This window comes from Enterobacter hormaechei subsp. xiangfangensis (assembly GCF_001729785.1).
Lineage (GTDB): Bacteria > Pseudomonadota > Gammaproteobacteria > Enterobacterales > Enterobacteriaceae > Enterobacter > Enterobacter hormaechei_C.
The window spans coordinates 2,340,030-2,359,292 of sequence record NZ_CP017183.1 but is presented as its reverse complement, the minus strand read 5'-3'; the positions used below and the strand labels follow the sequence as shown (position 1 = coordinate 2,359,292).

Annotated in this window: 17 protein-coding genes; 12 read left to right on the top strand and 5 right to left on the bottom strand. The window is 56.8% G+C overall.

Translation table 11 applies throughout. From position 1 onward, the window contains the following. Positions 1–160 precede the first annotated feature (160 nt). From BFV63_RS11300 to dsbG, 11 genes are all read left to right on the top strand, one after another. Positions 161–1,636 (top strand): alpha/beta hydrolase, encoded by a 1,476-nt coding sequence (locus BFV63_RS11300; RefSeq protein WP_048240749.1) that lies wholly within the window; start codon positions 161–163, stop codon positions 1,634–1,636. An 87-nt stretch (positions 1,637–1,723) separates the two neighbouring features. Continuing rightward, positions 1,724–2,935 carry a diguanylate phosphodiesterase gene (locus BFV63_RS11295; protein ID WP_045346221.1) on the top strand — a complete coding sequence of 404 codons (1,212 nt, stop codon included), beginning with the start codon at positions 1,724–1,726 and terminating at the stop codon, positions 2,933–2,935. Between the two features lie 88 nt (positions 2,936–3,023). Then, positions 3,024–3,920, top strand: coding sequence for a fructokinase (locus tag BFV63_RS11290; protein WP_045346219.1), 897 nt, complete (start codon positions 3,024–3,026; stop codon positions 3,918–3,920). A 199-nt stretch (positions 3,921–4,119) separates the two neighbouring features. After that, positions 4,120–5,610, top strand: a complete 1,491-nt coding sequence (locus BFV63_RS11285) for a carbohydrate porin (protein ID WP_069597535.1) — start codon at positions 4,120–4,122, stop codon at positions 5,608–5,610. Positions 5,611–5,676: 66 nt separating this feature from the next. Then, positions 5,677–7,047, top strand: coding sequence for a sucrose-specific PTS transporter subunit IIBC (locus BFV63_RS11280; protein ID WP_032609238.1), 1,371 nt, complete (start codon positions 5,677–5,679; stop codon positions 7,045–7,047). Then, entirely contained in the window at positions 7,047–8,453 is a 1,407-nt protein-coding gene (locus BFV63_RS11275) for a sucrose-6-phosphate hydrolase (protein ID WP_048240750.1), read from the top strand. Before BFV63_RS11280 ends, BFV63_RS11275 begins: the two co-directional genes overlap by 1 nt. Positions 8,454–8,481: 28 nt before the next feature. After that, entirely contained in the window at positions 8,482–9,498 is a 1,017-nt protein-coding gene (locus BFV63_RS11270; RefSeq protein ID WP_048240752.1) for a LacI family DNA-binding transcriptional regulator, read from the top strand. Positions 9,499–9,593: 95 nt separating this feature from the next. Next, positions 9,594–11,144, top strand: coding sequence for a methyl-accepting chemotaxis protein (locus BFV63_RS11265; RefSeq protein ID WP_048240754.1), 1,551 nt, complete (start codon positions 9,594–9,596; stop codon positions 11,142–11,144). A 189-nt stretch (positions 11,145–11,333) separates the two neighbouring features. After that, positions 11,334–11,747: a hypothetical protein gene (locus tag BFV63_RS11260; protein ID WP_048240756.1), complete on the top strand. Its 414-nt coding sequence runs from the start codon at positions 11,334–11,336 to the stop codon at positions 11,745–11,747. Positions 11,748–11,752: 5 nt separating this feature from the next. Then, a complete protein-coding gene (locus BFV63_RS11255; protein WP_172745095.1) occupies positions 11,753–12,310 on the top strand; it encodes an RNA polymerase sigma factor in 558 nt (185 codons plus the stop codon). A 41-nt stretch (positions 12,311–12,351) separates the two neighbouring features. Beyond that, on the top strand, positions 12,352–13,128 hold the full coding sequence (gene dsbG, locus BFV63_RS11250) for a thiol:disulfide interchange protein DsbG (RefSeq protein WP_048240760.1): 777 nt from the start codon (positions 12,352–12,354) through the stop codon (positions 13,126–13,128). Between the two features lie 39 nt (positions 13,129–13,167). Here the strand turns inward: dsbG and BFV63_RS11245 are convergent, their stop codons facing one another. The 3 genes from BFV63_RS11245 to BFV63_RS11235 all read right to left on the bottom strand — a co-directional run bounded on the left by BFV63_RS11245 (position 13,168) and on the right by BFV63_RS11235 (position 16,364). Then, positions 13,168–14,457: a glycoside hydrolase family 10-like protein gene (locus tag BFV63_RS11245; protein ID WP_048240762.1), complete on the bottom strand. Its 1,290-nt coding sequence runs from the start codon at positions 14,455–14,457 to the stop codon at positions 13,168–13,170. A gap of 7 nt (positions 14,458–14,464) precedes the next feature. Then, positions 14,465–14,752: a VF530 family protein gene (locus BFV63_RS11240; protein WP_003857097.1), complete on the bottom strand. Its 288-nt coding sequence runs from the start codon at positions 14,750–14,752 to the stop codon at positions 14,465–14,467. Positions 14,753–14,882: 130 nt separating this feature from the next. Beyond that, complete coding sequence (locus tag BFV63_RS11235; RefSeq protein ID WP_048240764.1) at positions 14,883–16,364, bottom strand: UbiD family decarboxylase; 1,482 nt, start codon at positions 16,362–16,364, stop codon at positions 14,883–14,885. A gap of 113 nt (positions 16,365–16,477) precedes the next feature. On the opposite strand from BFV63_RS11235, the gene BFV63_RS11230 reads away from it, so the two are divergent. After that, positions 16,478–17,362 carry a LysR substrate-binding domain-containing protein gene (locus BFV63_RS11230; RefSeq protein ID WP_048240766.1) on the top strand — a complete coding sequence of 295 codons (885 nt, stop codon included), beginning with the start codon at positions 16,478–16,480 and terminating at the stop codon, positions 17,360–17,362. On the opposite strand, the gene BFV63_RS11225 is transcribed toward BFV63_RS11230, so the two are convergent. Together BFV63_RS11225 and BFV63_RS11220 are read right to left on the bottom strand one after the other, a co-directional pair. Then, positions 17,353–18,261: a LysR family transcriptional regulator gene (locus tag BFV63_RS11225; RefSeq protein WP_048240767.1), complete on the bottom strand. Its 909-nt coding sequence runs from the start codon at positions 18,259–18,261 to the stop codon at positions 17,353–17,355. The two genes, BFV63_RS11230 and BFV63_RS11225, sit on opposite strands and share 10 nt — an antisense overlap. Before the next feature lies 1 nt (position 18,262). Then, the gene (locus BFV63_RS11220; protein ID WP_022651208.1) at positions 18,263–19,240 is read right to left on the bottom strand and encodes an MBL fold metallo-hydrolase; all 978 of its coding nucleotides are present in this window, start codon (positions 19,238–19,240) and stop codon (positions 18,263–18,265) included. Positions 19,241–19,263: the final 23 nt, after the last annotated feature.

Here is a 19,263-nt window from a genome sequence, read left to right as displayed (position 1 = left end):
AGTTAATGCAATATTTGTTTAACAGGTGATCAACATTTGTGCAGCGTAGTTCACTTTTGGTGCAGTGTGCAGGCTGAAGGGTATCTATTTGGTGAATACGTCAGCCTCTTCACATTTTTTGGTAAGATGAAAGCTCTGGGGAAAAAAGAGGGAGCCTTACATGGCGAATTTGCCCTGGCGGGTCAGCGTGCGCCTGATGGCTCTCGCAAAAAAAATAGCGATGGTCATCGGGATCATTGTGCTCGTTCTGCTTTCGGTGCGGGTTTATCTTTCGCAGCAGGGGCCAGCCCTGCATCACTGGCACACCTGGCGGGCTGATGAAATGTCTGTGCAGGAGATGGATAACGCGACCTTCGCAGCGTATGTCGCGCGGGAAAACGCCATCTTCACCGCTCTCGACGCTGAGGTGACGGCGAAAGTCCCCCCCGCAGAGCGCACGCCGCTGAACCGTTATTACCGCCAGAGCCTGGTGTGGCCAGGACACTTTTCCCCGGATGCAAACCGGTCGTTCGTGCTGATGCCTGCCGGAAAGCCGCGCGGGGGGGTGGTATTGCTGCACGGTCTGACGGATTCGCCCTACAGCGTCAGGCATCTGGCAGAGAATTATCAACAGCACGGCTTTGTGGCCGTAGTGCCTCGTTTGCCCGGACACGGCACGGCACCGGGCGCGCTGACAGACGTTGACTGGGAGGCGTGGCTGGCGGCAACGCGCCTCGCGGTTCGTGAAGCGACACGCCTGACGGGGAACGATCTCCCCCTGCATCTGGTGGGCTACTCCAACGGCGGGGCGCTGGCGATGAAATATGCCCTCGACGCCCTTGATGCGCCTGCACTGCGTCAACCTGAGCAGATCGTTTTGCTCTCACCGATGATTGGCGTCACGGCGTTTGCGCGCTTTGCCGGATTCGCCGGGCTACCGGCTATGTTACCGGCGTTTGCCAAAGCCGCGTGGCTCAACATTTCGCCAGAATATAATCCTTATAAATACAATTCGTTCCCGGTGAATGCGGCACGTCAGTCCTGGCTGCTTACCCAGGCGCTGCATGAGCAGATAAATCGCGGTGTTCATGATCACAAACTGGCGCAGCTTCCGCCGATACTTGCTTTCCAGTCGGTCATGGATTCAACGGTCAGTACCCGCGCCGTGGTCAGCGGGCTGTTTGACCAGCTTCCGGCAAACGGCAGCGAACTGGTGGTTTTTGATATCAACCAGGCCGGGAGTTTCCGTCCACTGTTCAGGCCATCATCCTGGACGGCGGTGGCTGACCTGCTGCCGGAGGCAAAAAGACGTTACAGTGTCACAATTGTGACCAATGCCAGCCCCGACAGGTTTGATATGGTGGCAAAGAAAACGCCAGCGGGCAGCACCCGGGAAACGGTGATGCCGCTGTCGGTCGCGTATCCGCAGGAGGTTTATTCCCTGTCACATGTTGCCATTCCGTTCCCGCAGGATGACGATCTTTATGGCCGCCATCCTGCGGTGAAAAACCGCTACGGTATCAGCCTCGGGACGATAGCCCTGTGGGGAGAAACATCGGTTCTGAGCGTCGGCAAAGATGCGCTGATGCGCGTGACGTCGAATCCGTTCTACGACTATATGCAGACGCGGATCGACAGCCGTATCGGTGATAATTAAGCCCAACGTGGAATAGATTAGGTCACACCGGGGAACTGTGTTAAACAGTACCGTTCAGGCGTATACCCCATACCGGACCCCGTTTCTGTGCTGACAACTCTCATTTATCGAAGCCAGCTGAGCTTAACCTGCACCTCCGCAGCGTTAAGCGCGCTGGTTGAACAGGCCAGGATCCGTAACACGGAGCAGGGCATCTCAGGCATTCTTCTCTCCCGTGGACGTGACGTTCTGCAAATTCTCGAAGGCACGGAACAGCGCGTCGTCGCGCTTTTTAACTCCATCCGTGCGGATGACCGGCATACCGGCGTAGTGGAGCTGATGCGCGATTACGGCCCGCGCAGACGTTTCGAAGACGTGGGAATGCTGCTGTTTGACCTGGACGTTCAGACCCCGAAAGCGGTTCTGGCGTCGGTTCTGCATTACAGCAAGCTGGAAAGTTATCTGACTTCTGAGGAGCGGGTCTTCAAATTCATTCAGACCTTTATCACCGGTAAAACCGCTATCCCACCCGCTTCGGACTATGAGCCTGATAAATGGACGCTTTCGCGAGAGCGCGCGCCGTTTGGTAAAGGGTTAGGTCTGCTGGCGGGACAGCCCTGCCAGTTTGCGCTGCAACCCATTGTCGAGCCGTCCGAAGGCAAGATCAGTTCTCTCGAAGCGCTTATACGCGGAAACGACGGCGGCAGCCCGGAGCATTTCTTCCGTAGTCTCGATCGTGAACTGATTTACGAAGTCGACCTGCAAACCAAAGCCTGGACCTTTGCGCTGGCGCAAAAGCTCGGCATCGGCAGCCACAAACTGGCGGTGAACCTGCTGCCAATGTCGCTGGTTAACGTGCCGGGCGCGGTAGAGTTCCTGGTAACGCAGATCAAAAAGCACAATCTACAGCCGGAGCAGGTGATCATTGAAGTCACTGAGAACGAGATGATCTCAGGCTTCAACCAGTTTAACAGCGCGATTAAACAGCTGCGGGCGGAAGGGGTTGGGCTGGCGATAGATGATTTTGGTTCCGGCTATGCTGGTCTTTCGCTGCTCACGCGGTTCCAGCCGGATAAACTCAAAATCGACAGAGAGATCGTCAGCGATATCCACCTGAGCGGGCCCAAGCAGGCGATTGTGAAGTCGATAATCAGCTGCTGCACCGATCTGGAGATTACGCTGGTCGCAGAAGGCATTGAGAAGATAGAAGAGTGGTGCTGGCTTGAATACGCCGGTATTCGCCGCTTCCAGGGCTTTTTGTTCGCCCGCCCGCAGCTCAATGGCGTGGGTGATATCCACTGGCCCCATCGGGTGGGTTAAGCAAATTTTCCCTCGCCATATTTCCCCGACACCCTGCCTGTGCTTAAATAGCTAAACCGGTTTAACATGATTTAGCTAAGAAGGTGATATGGAGACGATCTGGGTACTTGGCGATGCAGTGGTGGATCTGTTGCCCGACGGAGAGGGCAAACTGCTGCAATGTCCTGGCGGCGCACCGGCCAACGTCGCGGTAGGGGTAGCGCGTCTGGGTGGCAGAAGCGCCTTTATAGGCCGGGTGGGCGACGACCCCTTCGGGCGTTTTATGCAAAAAACGCTTGCGGATGAGCAGGTTAATACAGAATGGCTGCGGCTGGACCCGCAGCATCGCACCTCCACGGTGGTGGTGGATCTCGATAACGACGGTGAACGTTCCTTTACCTTTATGGTTCGCCCGAGCGCTGACTTGTTCCTCGACGCCGCCGACCTCCCGTCATTCCGCGCCGGGGAGTGGCTGCACGTCTGCTCAATCGCGCTCAGCGCCGAACCCAGCCGTTCCGCGACGTTTCAGGCGATGGCCGCGATCAGACAGGCGGGGGGATTCGTCAGCTTTGACCCCAATATTCGCGCCGATCTCTGGCACGATGAAGTCGAGCTGCGTCAGTGTCTTGAGCGGGCATTAGCCTGTGCAGATGTGGTGAAAATCTCGGTGGAAGAGCTGGCGTTCTTAACTGGAAATGCGCAGGTCCATGAGGGGCTGGCGGCGCTGATGCGCACCTGTCCGGCCAGGCTGGTGCTGGTGACGCAGGGAAAAGAGGGCGTCACCGCCTGGCAGGAAGGCGCGTTGACACACTATGCTGCATCACCCGTGGAATGCATTGATACCACTGGCGCGGGGGATGCTTTCGTCGCCGGGCTGCTGTTCGGTCTGGCACGTTATGGCCAGGCCCGTCTCTCAGAGGTCATCACGCTGGCGCAGCGCTGTGGGGCGCTGGCGACAACCGCAAAAGGGGCAATGACCGCGCTGCCTTATCATCACGAACTGTAATTCACCTCTCAAGGCCACCATTCGGCGGCCTGAATTGTCGCCTCGATCACACTTACTAAAACGGTTTAGCAAAAAACATTGCCGATCTAAAATTCAACGGTTTAGTATCACCAGCCTAAACCGGTTTAGCAATTTAGCACTTTCACCGATAGTTATTAGGGATGCGACAAAATGTATAAAAAAACGCAGACTTGCCGTGATGATAGGCATGCTGGCCGGCAGTACCTCTGTTTTTGCCCAGACGGATATGACCCGTATCGAAGCGCGCCTGGCGGCGCTGGAGCAGCGTTTGCAGGAGGCGGAAACCCGCGCGCAGGTTGCTGAAAAGCGCGCCACGGCAGCGGAACAGAAAACACAGCTGCTGGTGGCTGCGCAGCACGAAGCGCAAACCTCCACACAGGCGGTGGCGCAACGCACCACGGTGTTGGAAGAAAAAGCCGACCGGACAGGCGGTTTTGAATTTCACGGTTACGCCCGTTCCGGCCTGCTGATGAACGACGCGGCCTCCAGCAGCAAAAGCGGCCCTTATCTGACGCCCGCCGGGGAAACGGGCGGGGCCATCGGGCGTCTGGGGAACGAAGCGGATACCTACGTTGAGCTGAATGTTGAGCACAAACAGACGCTGGAGAATGGCGCGACGACGCGCTTTAAGGCGATGCTGGCCGACGGTCAGAAAACCTATAACGACTGGTCGGCAGACAGCAGCGACCTGAACATTCGTCAGGCCTTTGCCGAGCTGGGCAATTTGCCGGACTTTACCGGCGCGCTGAAGGGCAGCACCTTCTGGGCGGGTAAGCGTTTTGACCGCGACAACTTCGACATTCACTGGCTGGATTCCGACGTAGTATTTCTCGCCGGGACCGGTGGCGGCGTCTACGACGTGAAGTGGAACGATACGCTGCGCAGTAACTTCTCCCTTTATGGCCGTAACTTCGGCAGCGAAGAGGAGATCGACAACAACGTTCAGAACTACATCCTCAGCATGAATCACTTCGCCGGGCCGGTGCAGATGATGGTCAGCGGCTTACGGGCAAAAGATAACGACGACCGTAAGGACAGCAACGGCGATCCGATTAAAACCGACGCTGCCAATAACGGAGTACATGCGCTGGTTGGTCTGCATAACGAGAGCTTCTACGGCCTGCGGGAAGGTTCCGCCAAAACGGCGCTCCTTTACGGCCACGGTCTGGGCGCCGAGGTGAAAAGCATTGGTTCAGACGGCGCGCTGCTGTCAGAAGCCGATACCTGGCGTTTTGCTAGTTACGGTGTCACGCCTCTGGGCGGTGGCTGGCACATTGCGCCCGCCGTGCTGGCTCAAAGCAGTAAGGACCGCTACGTGAAGGGCGACAGCTATGAGTGGGTCACGCTCAACACGCGTCTGATCAAAGAGGTGACCCAGAATTTCGCCCTCGCGTTCGAGGGCAGCTATCAGTACATGGATTTAAGCCCGGAAGGCTACAAGGATCGCAATGCGGTTAACGGTAGCTTCTACAAGCTGACCTTCGCCCCGACGTTAAAGGCGGGCAAGATTGGCGATTTCTTCAGCCGTCCGGAGCTGCGCCTGTTCGCCACCTGGATGGACTGGAGCAGCAAGCTGGATAACTACGCCAGCGATGACGCCTTTGGCAGCAGCGGCTTTAACGCGGGCGGGGAATGGAACTTTGGGGTGCAGATGGAAACCTGGTTTTAACCCTTCACGCTCCCGCATCGCGGGGGCGTTTCAAACACCATAAAAAGAGGTCAGGAAGAGGTATCTATGGATTTTAATCATATTGCGCGCGAGCTGATTCCGCTGCTCGGTGGCAAAGAGAACATTGCCAGCGCGGCACATTGCGCCACGCGCCTTCGTCTGGTGCTGGTCGACGATGCGCTTGCCGACCAGCAGGCTATCGGCAAGGTTGAAGGCGTGAAAGGCTGTTTTCGCAACGCCGGGCAGATGCAGGTGATCTTCGGCACCGGGGTGGTGAATAAGGTTTACGCCGCGTTTATTCAGGCGGCAGGAATTAGCGAGTCCAGTAAATCGGAAGCGGCGGATATTGCGGCCCGCAAGCTGAACCCGTTCCAGCGTATCGCGCGTCTGCTCTCCAACATCTTCGTGCCGATTATCCCGGCGATCGTGGCCTCGGGTCTGCTGATGGGCCTGCTGGGGATGGTTAAAACCTACGGCTGGGTTAATCCGGATAACGCGCTCTATATAATGCTGGATATGTGCAGCTCGGCGGCGTTTATTATTCTGCCGATCCTGATTGGCTTCACCGCCGCGCGGGAGTTTGGCGGCAACCCGTATCTGGGGGCAACGCTCGGCGGCATCCTGACTCATCCGGCGCTGACCAACGCCTGGGGCGTAGCGTCCGGCTTCCACACCATGAACTTCTTCGGTCTTGAAATCGCCATGATTGGCTATCAGGGAACCGTCTTCCCGGTGCTGCTGGCGGTGTGGTTTATGAGCATTGTGGAAAAACAGCTGCGCCGGGCAATACCGGATGCGTTAGATCTGATCCTGACGCCGTTCCTGACCGTCATTATCTCCGGCTTTATCGCGCTGTTGATTATTGGTCCGGCGGGACGCGCGCTGGGCGACGGGATCTCCTTCATTCTTAGCACCCTGATTGCCCACGCGGGCTGGCTGGCCGGGCTGTTGTTTGGTGGGCTCTATTCGGTGATTGTCATTACCGGCATTCACCACAGCTTCCACGCTATTGAAGCCGGACTACTGGGTAATCCGTCGATTGGCGTTAACTTCCTGCTGCCGATCTGGGCGATGGCGAACGTGGCGCAGGGCGGGGCGTGTCTGGCGGTGTGGTTCAAAACCCGCGATGCTAAAATCAAAGCCATTACCTTACCGTCGGCGTTTTCCGCGATGCTGGGCATCACCGAAGCGGCAATTTTTGGCATCAACCTGCGTTTTGTGAAGCCGTTTATTGCGGCGCTGATCGGTGGTGCGGCGGGCGGTGCCTGGGTGGTGTCGGTGCATGTCTACATGACCGCCGTTGGGCTGACGGCGATTCCCGGTATGGCTATCGTTCAGGCCAGCTCGCTGCTCAACTATATTATCGGCATGGTGATTGCATTTGGCGTGGCGTTCACCGTCTCTCTGCTGCTGAAATATAAGACGGACTCTGAATAATGACTTTAACTTCCCGCTGGCCTGCCGTATTGCAGGCCGTGATGCAAGGCCAGCCGCGTGCGCTTGCGGACAGCCACTATCCGCAATGGCATCCCGCGCCGGTGACGGGGCTGATGAACGATCCGAACGGCTTTATCTGGTTTGCCGGACGCTATCATCTGTTTTATCAGTGGAACCCGCTGGGCTGCGATCATCGCTACAAGTGCTGGGGACACTGGAGCTCAGCAGATCTGGTGCACTGGCAGCACGAGCCAATGGCGCTGATGCCTGACGAAGAGTATGACCGCAACGGCTGTTACTCCGGCAGCGCCGTGGATAACAACGGCGTGCTGACCCTGTGCTATACCGGCAACGTTAAGTTTGACGATGGCGGCCGCACCGCCTGGCAGTGTCTGGCGGTGCAAAATGACGACGGCACGTTTGCCAAACTGGGACCGGTGTTGCCTCTGCCGGACGGGTATACCGGGCACGTCCGCGATCCGAAAGTGTGGCGCCATGACAGGCTGTGGTACATGGTGCTCGGGGCGCAGGATCGGCATAAGCGCGGCAAGGTGCTGCTGTTTACGTCAGCCGATTTACACACCTGGGCGTCCTGCGGCGAAATCGCCGGTCACGGCGTCAACGGACTCACGGACGCGGGCTATATGTGGGAGTGCCCGGATCTGTTTGAGCTTGATGACACACACGTCTTGATCTGCTGCCCGCAGGGGCTGGCGCGCGAACCGCATCGCTATCTCAACACCTATCCGGCCGTCTGGATGAGCGGGGCATTTGATTATCAAACCCCTGCATTTACGCACGGCGAGCTGCATGAGCTTGACGCCGGATTCGAATTTTACGCGCCGCAAACCACGGTGGCAGAAGATGGCCGCCGCATCCTCATCGGCTGGATGGGCGTGCCGGACGGCGAAGAGATGCTCCAGCCTACGCGGGCGCACGGCTGGATCCACCAGATGACCTGTCCTCGCGAGCTGCGCTACCGCGACGGTAAGCTCTGGCAGACCCCGGTCCGTGAGCTGGAAACGCTGCGCGAGGATGAACACCACTGGCAGGGACGCGCCAGCGATGCCCCGGTGCTGGCGGGAGCGCGTCTTGAGTTCGAACTGAGCGCCTCGTGCGTGAACGTGGATTTTGCCGGCGCGTTGCGACTGATTGTGGATGATGCGGGGATCCGTCTGGAACGCGCCAGTCTGAAAACCGCAGACACGCTGACCCGCTACTGGCAGGGCACTGTTCATCATTTACGCGTGCTGTGTGACCGTTCCAGCGTCGAAATTTTCATCAATCACGGTGAAGGCGTCATGAGCAGCCGCTATTTTCCTGACCATCCGGCCCAGGTACGCTTCGAAGGTGCGTCCGACATCACATTACGCTACTGGTCGCTGCGCAGCTGCATGATAGAATAGAGGTTTTGGCAGCCGGATCTAAGTCGTTGTGAGAAAAACAAAACGCGTCACCATTAAAGATATCGCGGAGCTCGCGGGGGTATCAAAAGCCACCGCCAGCCTGGTGCTGAACGGCCGCAGCAAAGAGCTTCGGGTGGCGGAGGAGACACGCGAGCGCGTGCTGGCGATTGCCAAAGAACATCATTATCAGCCCAGTATTCACGCCCGTTCGCTGCGAGACAACCGCAGCCACACCATTGGTCTGGTGGTGCCGGAAATCACCAACTACGGGTTTGCCGTTTTTTCTCATGAGCTGGAGACCCTCTGCCGCGAGGCGGGTGTTCAGCTGCTGATCTCCTGTAGCGATGAAAATCCGGGCCAGGAGACGGTGGTGGTCAATAACATGGTGGCCCGCCAGGTGGACGGGCTGATTGTCGCCTCCAGCATGCTCAACGACGCGGACTATCAAAAGCTGAGCGAACAGTTGCCCGTTGTGCTTTTTGACCGTCATATGAACGAAAGTACTCTGCCGCTGGTCCTCACCGATTCAATTATCCCAACCGCCACACTGGTGGCCGACATCGCGCGCCAGCATCCGGATGAGTTCTACTTCCTCGGCGGCCAGCCGCGGCTTTCCCCGACGCGTGACCGTCTGGAAGGGTTTAAGCAGGGGCTGCGTGACGCTGGCGTCGAGTTACGTCCGGAGTGGATCATTCATGGTAATTACCATCCGAGCTCCGGCTACGAAATGTTTGCCGAGCTTTGCGCACGCCTGGGCCGCCCGCCAAAAGCCCTTTTTACCGCCGCCTGCGGTCTGCTGGAAGGGGTGTTGCGCTATATGGGGCAACATAATCTGCTGCAAAGCGATATGCGTCTGGCCAGCTTTGACGATCACTATCTCTATGATTCTCTGACCATTCCTGTCGATACCGTTCGTCAGGATAACCGCCAGCTCGCCTGGCACTGCTTTGATCTGATTGGCAAACTGATTGAAGGGGAAACGCCGGAGCCGATCCAGCGTAAGCTGGATGCCACCCTGCAACGGCGATACAAGGCCGTGGAGTGACAGGGTAACGTATGAGGGGTACATCTATAACTTTAATTAATTAAAGATTGGATTCAGCCGATAACCAAAGGGAAATTATATCCCTGAGGTGTGTTATGTCGTTGAAAAAATCATCCCTGATTATCCTGTTTTCCCTGCTTTTCTTCTTTGTGGCCAGCACTACCACCAGCGTTGGGCTCATCATTAAAAGTAATACTTCGCTGGATAATGTGAACAAAGAAATTCAGGTGGTTCTGTCCATTATTGATCCCATTAACCACAGCCGAACCCTGCGCGTCAGGGTTATGGAGTATGTGAAAATGGTGGAAGCGGGGGACGCCACCGACCCGTCTGCGAAACTGGCCTCGGTTAAAGAGGCGCTGACCAAAGCCGATAGTGCATTTTCGGCGTTTATGGCCTCGCCGCGTTTGCCGGACGAAGCCCCGCTGGTCACTGCCTACCAGCAAGCGTGGCAAAATTACCGTAACCAGGGACTGGCACCGCTGATTGCCGCTGCCGCCGCTCATGATGTGTCGCGGTTCAACGCTCTTATTCCCGTGGTGTCTCAACTCGATCGCCAATATGAAATTGTGCTTGATCAGGTTCTCTCCGTTCACCAGAAGTACGCCAAAACGCTGAACGAGGATGCGAGCCATAATTTTGTGTCGGGTCTGGTTATTATCGCCAGCATTGCGGTGCTGTTCGTGGTGGTGATCTTCGCCGTCAGCCTGCTGATGAAACGCGTGGTCTTTGCGCCGGTGAACCTGGCGCGCGAGCACTGTCGCCAGATTGCGGCCGGGAAGCTGGACGTACCGGTACCGATCAAGCGTGATTCCGGGAATGAAATCGATCACCTGATGTCCTCGATGGAGCAGATGCGCCAAGCGCTGCTCTCCACCATTTCTCAGGTGCGCGATGCCAGCCACACCGTGACGCATGCGGCGCAGGAAATTGCCTCCGGCAATATCGACCTGGCCTCCCGTACCGAGCAACAGGCTTCGGCCCTGACCCAGACGGCCGCCAGCATGGAAGAGCTGAGCGCGACGGTGGCGAATAACACCGACAACGTTTTCCAGGCCGGTAAGCTGGTGCAGGATGCCGTGAAAAATGCCCATACCGGTGAAGCGGTAACCCGTGAAGTCATCGAAACGATGAATACTATCGCGTCCAATTCGAAGCGTATTGAGGACATCACCAGCGTCATCAACAGCATTGCTTTCCAGACTAATATTCTGGCGCTAAACGCGGCCGTTGAAGCGGCGCGTGCTGGCGCGCAGGGGCGAGGATTTGCCGTGGTAGCAAGTGAAGTGCGCACACTGGCCCAGAAAAGCGCGGTGGCGGCGAAGGATATCGAAAGCCTCATCGCCCAGTCTGTTTCCAGCGTGAAAAACGGTGCGGAACTGGTGAATCGTTCGGGAGAGGTGATTGATTCTATTATCAGCTCTGTGAATAAAGTGCATATGCTGATGGAACAGATTTCGGTTGCCTCAGAAGAGCAGAGCCGCGGGATTGGTCAGGTTGGGCAGGCCGTAACGGAGATGGACGGTGTGACCCAGCAGAACGCGGCGCTGGTGCAGCAATCCGCCGCCGCCGCGGCCTCGCTGGAGGAGCAGGCGCAGCAGCTGTCCCAAAGTATCTCGCGCTTTAGTTTGCCTGCTACGGCGTGATGTTCAGAGAGGCTCCCGAGGGAGCCTTTTTAATGTTTGTATTCAGCCGCTGCACAATCTCCTTCAGCCATTACTGTTATCCGTACAACGCCGCTATCACATAAATTTTCTCTTTCCCCGGCAATATTTCTGTTTCTCATCCGTCTACCTCATCAGAGACCATAATCATTCAACATAAACGAGGCACACATGAGAAATTTTGATATGCACGGAAAAGGTCACGGGCGTGGCTTGGGCCGCCATCGTATGGGTAAGGGCATCGTGATTGGCGTAGTCCTGTTCGTGGTGCTTGGCCTGCTGGTCATGTCCCTGTGGAACGCGTTGCTCCCGGCCATCCTGGGGGTTAAAGCCATTGGCTTCTGGCAGGCGTTGGGGATCCTGCTGCTGAGCCGCATTCTTTTCGGTGGGCTGGGTTTCCGTCCCGGTATGTTCGGTGCGCACCGCCGTATGCACGAACAATGGATGAATATGAGCCCCGAACAACGTGAGGCCTTCATTCAGCAGCGTCGGGCGGGATTTGGGCGCCATGGTCATTGCCGATGGCACGATGGCCGGGATGAAAAACGAGATGATAACGGTGCGAAAGCGCCGGAAGCCGAGTGAGCGATATGAAAGCCGGTGAGGCGGGGGAATCATTACTGATCTCGGCACTCAATGCCTGCCGCACGCGGCTAAAAGCCTTCATTCGCGGAAGGACTGCGGTTCGTGATGATGTCGATGATATTCTTCAGGAAGTGACCTGGCAGTTGATGAAAGTGGAACAACCGGTCGAGAACGTCGCCGCCTGGCTGTTTCGCGCCGCACGAAATGAGATGATCGACCGGGCGCGAAAAAAGCACGAGGTTTCACTGCCGGCGTACCTGACAGCAGATGACGAGGACTTTCCGGAGCAGGAGATTGCAGAAACGTTATTCGGCGTACCGCAAACGCCGGAGGAGGAGTATCTCAACATGCTGCTATGGGAAGAGTTGGGGCAAGCCCTGTCGGAACTGCCGCCACCTCAGCGCGAGGTGTTTGAAAAAACGGAATTTGAGGGCTACAGCATGAAGGTGCTGGCAGAGGAAACAGGCGACAGTGTGCAGGCGTTATTATCCCGCAAACACAAAGCCGTGCGATTTTTGCGTAGTCGCCTCAAGGATATTTATGAAGCGTTGACAGGGCAATAAACTTCGACCACTCTGAAAAACAATATTTTAGAGGGGTCGTTATGCTTCAACGGTTAGCAAAGAAAAAGGTGCTGTTACTCTCTGCTCTGATGGTTTCGGGGCTGGTCAGCGCAGAGGAGTCGCTTCCGGCTGTGGTGAAGCACTTCAGTGAACAGCAGGACATCAAGATCATTAAGAAAATTGACGCCCCCGGCGGCGCGCCAGCGTGGCTGGGGCAATATCAGGACATGGGCGTGACGCTCTTTCTGACCCCTGACGGAAAGCACGTCGTGTCTGGCTATCTGTATGATGAGAAGGGAACCAACCTCAGCGAGGCCTTTTTCCAGAAAGAGATCTACGCCCCGATGGGCCGCGAGATGTGGAAAAAGCTCAATGCGGCGCATCCCCTGAAGGAGGGCGCGGAGAGTGCCCCGCGCAAAGTCTTCGTCTTTGCCGACCCGTTCTGCCCGTACTGCAAGCAGTTCTGGGCTGAAGCGCAGCCGTGGGTGAAGGCTGGCAAGGTCCAGCTCAACACGCTGCTGGTTGCGTTTCTTAACCCGAACAGCGGGCGTAACGCCTCCGCGATCCTGAATGCGAAAGATCCGGTGTCGGCCTGGAAAGCGTACGAGCTGTCCGGCGGTAAAAAGCTGCCGAAACCTGAAGGAGCGGCGTCCCGGGAAACCGTTGAGATCCTGCAAAATCACCAGACGCTCATGGACAGTCTTGGCGCGAATGCCACACCGGCTATTTATTACCTGAATAAGCAAAACGAACTGCAACAGGTCGTGGGTATGCCAGACGCAAAACAGCTTGAGGCAATGTTCGGACCGAAGCCGTAAAAAGAAAGGCAGAAACAGGACGTTTCTGCCTTTTTTCAGTCAACTACCCCAGCGTCCCCGGAGGTAATTTACTGCTTCCTGCGTCTGCGGCTGGTTAAGATAGTCTTCACGGAACAGGATGGTGCCCTTAACGTCTGGCAGTGAATCATTGAGGTCGAGCTGTTTTTTCAGCTCCGGTACGCCGCCGTTCACCGTCCAGTCCGGTTCGTTTCTGGAAGGCGTGCCCACTTTATAGAACGCGATCCCGATATACAGACGGGTATGGGTTGGTTTCACCACGTCAGCCCACCATTTTGTCAGCACATCGTAACGTGCCGCGTCGCGGGCGAAGGGCCAGTAGATCTGCGGCGCAATGTAATCCAGTAAACCCTGCTGTACCCATTTGCGCGTGTCAGCGTAGGATTCATCATAGGCTGCGGCGCCGCGCGTGTCCGAGCCTGCCGGGTCGAAGGAGCGATTGCGCCAGACCCCCGCCGGGCTGACGCCAAATTCGACCTCAGGTTTAGCCTGCTTGATCGCCCTGGAGACCTGCACAATCAACTGCTGCGTATTGTGTCGACGCCAGTCCGCTTTTGACGAAAATCCTTCGCCATAGCGCCTGAAGGTCCAGGCATCATTCAGGGGGGAGCCCGGCGTCTCGGTGTAAAAATAGTCATCGAACTGAACGCCGTCGACAGGGTAATGATTTACCACTTCCATCACCACCTGGGTTATCCAGTCCCGCACCTCGGGAATGCCCGGGTCGAGAACAAAACGATCCCCCGAGGTGCGGATCCACTCCGGATGCAGGACGTACACGCTCGAAGGATGAAGCGACGAGGTGCGGTTAAGCGCGGCGATGGTCGACGGCTTCGTGTTGGTGGAAACGCGGTATGGGTTAAACCAGGCATGAACCTTCATCCCACGCTTGTGCGCTTCATCCAGCATAAACTGAAGCGGATCGTAACCGGGATCTTCCCCGATAGTCCCCGTCAGGGTATCTGACCAGGGCAGTATTTTAGAAGCCCACAGCGCCGTACTGTCCGGTTTTACCTGAAAGAAGACGGTATTGATCCCAAGATTTTTCAGCTTATCGAGCTTGTCCGTCAACGCCCGCTGTTGCTGGGCGATGCGCTGGTCCGCGCTACGGCCATTCACCGATGAAACGGGAGGCCAGTCGAGACGGGAGACGGTCGCCAGCCAGATCCCGCGCATGGGTTCGTTAGTCTGCTGTACAGGTTTCGCCTGCGGCAGCGGGGTTACGAGTGATTTAGGTGGTTTGGAAGTGCAACTTACCAGTAAAAGCGCGCAGCCAAGCAGCGCGCCAGTCCGTTTTACGTGTCGCATCATTTGCGTGTTAGCTCCTGGGTGTCCGGCTATCCGTCCAGGGATTAAACGCCGGTTCGTCCTGTTCCCCGTTACCGTCATCGTGAAGGGAGTCGAGGTAGAGGGCTTCAACTTCCGCCCGCGCCCATGGGGTGCGGCGCAGGAACTTCAGACTCGATTTAACACTCGGGTCCTTGCGAAAACAGTTGATTTTGATTCGGTTGCCCAGTTCATTCCAGCCATATCGCGCAACCAGCGCGTTAACCTGCATTTCGAGGGTTACGCCATGCAAAGGATCGTTGGAAACATGTGCTGTCATAGGCGTCCGGTAGTCTCATTTTTTATGGGGATGTGATAAACGCTCAAAGGTTACAAGAAAGCAGGGGACGCGGCAATTTCAGCGTGAGGTTCTTCACCCGTGAAGGGTGAAGAAGATTTTCCGGTTAACGCTATTTTTTAAACAGTTCAGGTGCCCACGGCGTTGGGTCTACCTCCATAAAGGGCGCACGCTCAAAGCGGGACTTCAGCGCCCAGGGCACCGTACAGTCGAAAATCGTTTTGCAGGTGATCCCGTTGCCACGAATGGAGGGGCTGTAGTCCGGCGCCTGAGACGGATCGAGCTGGTGTCCGCGGATCCCCGGCAGATGGATGATGCTGACATCGCCCTGCATACGGGTCGTCATCGCCCACAAGATGTCGTCGCTGTCGAAAATATCCACATCTTCGTCGACGAGAATAATGTTTTTAAGCTCGGAATAGGTGGCTAACGCAATGAGAGCCGCCTGACCCTGACGCCCTTCGTCAGAGGGCTGGCGTTTTTTCACCTGCAATACGCCAAGGAACTTGCCGCCGCCAGCGGTATGCGCATAGACGTTTTGCAGAAAACCGGGGATGGCTTCTTCCACCGCATTACGGATGCTGGCCTCCGTTGGCAAACCGGCCAGCGTGGTGTGCTCTTCGCCCGGTCCTACCAGGGTTTGCAGGATCGCCTGATGACGCATCGTGACGGCCTTCACTTTGATTACCGGTAAGGAGGGGTTAGCCTCCCCGCAGTAGCCGGGAAATTCCGGCATCGCGTGCCCGGTGTGGGTATGCTGATCTTCTTCTACGCGCACGCCCGGCAGCAGTTCGCCTTCGATGATAATTTCCGCACGCGCAATCGCTTTTTCATTTACGGCCACACCCTGCACCAGCTCGACGGGGGTCTGACGTAACGCACCGGCGACACCCAGTTCGTTGTAGCCGAAGGGCGTGGTAGGGGCTTCGAAACAGGCGCCAATATAGATAGCGGGATCGAGACCCATATTGATCGTGACCGGCAACGGTTTACCCGCCTCCTCTGCTTTCTTACGGAACACTTCAATATGGCGGCCCGCGGCAAGAAACATGGAGAGCTCATCGCGCTCCTGAACACAGAGACGGTGAATAGTGACATCGGTCAGTGAGGCATCTTCCGGATCGCTTGCCAGCACCAGCCCCAGACAGAAGAACGGACCGGCATCTATCGGCGTGTTGGTCGGTGCCGGAAGCAATTTACGCAGATCGAATTCCGGATCGTCGGCATAAAACACCTGTTCCTGACACGGCGCCTGGGCCGCCGGAACCACAACGGGAGCAATCGGGTTTTTCACGGCCTGGCCGACATGTTTTGCCAGTTCAGAGGGATCGCAGCCCAACAGGAGCGCCGCCCGCTCGCGGCTGGCGTGCATTCCGACCAGAATACGGGAGTCGGGGTATCCCTTAATAGCGTTAAACATCATCGCCGGGCCAATGCGCGTCGGACGTTTTACCGTGCCGCCAGCACCAATATGCCGGTACACACCCGCCAGCTCCGCGTCAGGATCGACCGGATGGCTGGTTTCAAGGTATTGACCTTCATGGCGTTTTAGCAGTTCGATAGCACTTCTGAGATCGTTGATGTGGTTTTCCATATTTTTCCCCCCTCGGATGAATGCATCCATTCTTAACCGGACGAAGAGGGCTATCAATTGCATCATTTATGCTATTTTAATATGAATTTTATTATCAATAATAAAGGCATGGTATGCAGTTTCGACTGATGCGCAATTTTATCGTGGTGGCGGAAGAGCTTCACATGCATCGAGCGGCGGAGCGCCTTAACATGGCGCAGCCCGCGCTGAGTCAGCAGATAAAAACGCTTGAAGATCGTCTGGGGGTAATGCTCCTTAGCCGGGCGAATCGTCGCCTGACGCTGACGCCAGCCGGTGAGGCGTTTCTCAGTAAAGCCAGAGTCGCGATTTTAATGACCGATCAGGCGATTCTGGATGCCAGACAGACGGCCAGAGGAGAACAGGGCGTGCTGAATCTCGGATGTGTTTCAAGTGCGATATTCGACAGTAAGCTGCCCGCCGCGCTGCGGCTTTTACATGAGAAATGGCCCGCCATCAGCCTTTCCATGATGACGGGAAATGTGCAAAGCCTTTATACCGGCGTGCAAAGCAACCAGCTGGATGTGGCCATTATTCGTGCCCCGTTACCGCTGCTGCCTGACGATCTGCAAAGCCGTCCTTTCACAACGGAAAAAGCCGTGCTGGCCTTACCTCGTCAACACAGCCTGGCGGGCTCCGCCGCGCTGACGCTTGCGTCGGTGAAAGAGGAGAAGTGGATCGCCCTGCGCGACCCGGAGGGGATGGGGCTGGAGCAATATTTCTATGATGCCTGCCACAGCGCGGGCATACAGCCTGACGTTGTGCAAAATGCCACCGATGTCCCCACGGTGATAAGCCTCGTCTCGGCAGGGTTTGGCATCGCCATGCTGCCGGCTTCAGCGAAGGCGATATGCGTACAAAACGTCGTCTTTGTGGATATTCTTGACCGACTCCGGGAGAGCGAGCTGACGCTGGTTTGCCACCGGATTATTCGCTCTGAGGTGCTGAAAAAATTGATGAGTATCCTCGATCATACCTGACGTCCGGCGGCCTGAAGAAGCTGTTCTCGCAGCCAGCGGTTAGCCGGATCCTGGCTGTTTTTCGGGTGCCAGTACATACCGATGACGATCGGTGGGAGATCCAGCGGCGGCGGAAAAATATCAAGCGTTTGCGTAAACCGTAGCAACATGCGTCTGGGTAAGGTGCAGAGCAAATCGGTACCGGCAACAATCGCAGGCGCCATCGCATAGCTTTGCGTCGACATCACTACGTTACGCTGGTGGCCAAGCCCCGCCAGATGCTGATCGACAAAGCCCGCGAACGGGTCGCCCTCGGATGAAACCACCAGGTGGGAAAGGCTACAATAGCTATCCAGATCCATCGGACCCGTACTGCGCGGATGGCCTTTTCGCTGGGCTGTGGCATATTCATCGTCAAACAGCTTGCGTCTGACCCATGAATCGTGCGCCACCGCGTTAACGCCGACATAAATATCCACATCGCCATTTTCCATCTGCGCTGGCAGCAGTTGGGTTTCCGGGAGCGCAAAACGCAGGCGGATACCTGGTGCCGCACTGCTAATCTGATTCTGCAACTCTGCCCCCAGCATCAGCGCCGGGTTCTCGTGCAGGGCAATCACAAAGGTGCGGTTGCTGTTCTGCGCGTTAAACGTGGTGGGTTCAAGCATCGCCGATATACCCTGCAAAACCGTCGCGACCTGCGGCCTTAACCCCTCGGCGCGCGGCGTCGGTAACACCCCACGTCCGTGTGGGGAAGGGACAAACAGCGGCTCACCAAACAACACGCGCAGGCGCGCAAGGCGGGCAGACATCGCCGGCTGGCTGATGCCCAGCCGCGCGGCGGCATGGGTGATATTCTGGTCCCTGAGTAACGCATCCAGCGTCAGGATCAGGTCCATATCTATATCGGAGGGGGACATCTTATTTTGCGTCACGGTTGGTATAGGTCACCGGAACCCACGCGTAGCCGTCCCGCTCACCTTTCGTCACATAGCCGATCCCGGGGAAAGGCAGATGTGGCGCCGCAATCAGCGCTTTATTTTTCACAAACTCAGCGAAAGCAGCGTTGCGCACCCGGGCGGCGCCGTCCTGATCCTCATCGTAAGCAATCGTCACGTTGGGCTGTGGGAACTGAACCGCGGCAACGTGAATGATGTCGCCGACAAAAGTCATTTTTTCACCTTTGCTCTCCAGCGTGTAGAACGCGGAGCCTGGAGTGTGACCCGGGTGAACCGTACCGCTGATGCCCGGCAGAAGCTGTTCCGTGCCGGAGAAGGTCGTCACTTTTCCGGCATCCAGATAGGGCTTTAAGGTCTTGTGCGCGACGTCGAAGTAGTTCTGGTCATAGCCAGACTTTTTCTGGTTCTCGTCGTTAAAGAAGAAATCGATATCCGGTTTGCCGACATACACCTGCGCGCGGGTAAACACGCGCTGACCGTCTTTAACCAGGCCGCCAGCGTGATCGGAGTGCGCATGGGTGATCAGAATATCGGTAATATCTTCGGGTTTGATGCCCTGGGTCGCCAGGCTCTCAATCAGCCGCCCGCCTTTGCCGGGGCCAAACAGCTGACCGGAACCGGTATCCACCAGAATTTTGTGGCCGGGGATGGCGATATAGAACGCGTTAATCGACGCTTCCACCGGATTGGCCTGGAAGTTTTTAGCCAGTAACGCATCGGTATTTTCCGCCGTCGTCCGGCGCAGTAAGGCGTGCAGATCCTGCGGCACGCTCCCGTCCGTAAAGGCGGTGACAATCGTATCGCCAACCTGAACGCTGTAGCCGCCAGCCTGCTGTTTCACCACATGCTGCGGAACGCTGGCCACCGCGTGGATAGCGGGAAAGAATAAAACCGAACCGGTCAACAGGGTTGATATCGCAAGTTTTTTCACAGTAAACATGATGGGCTCCTCAATAGTAAGTT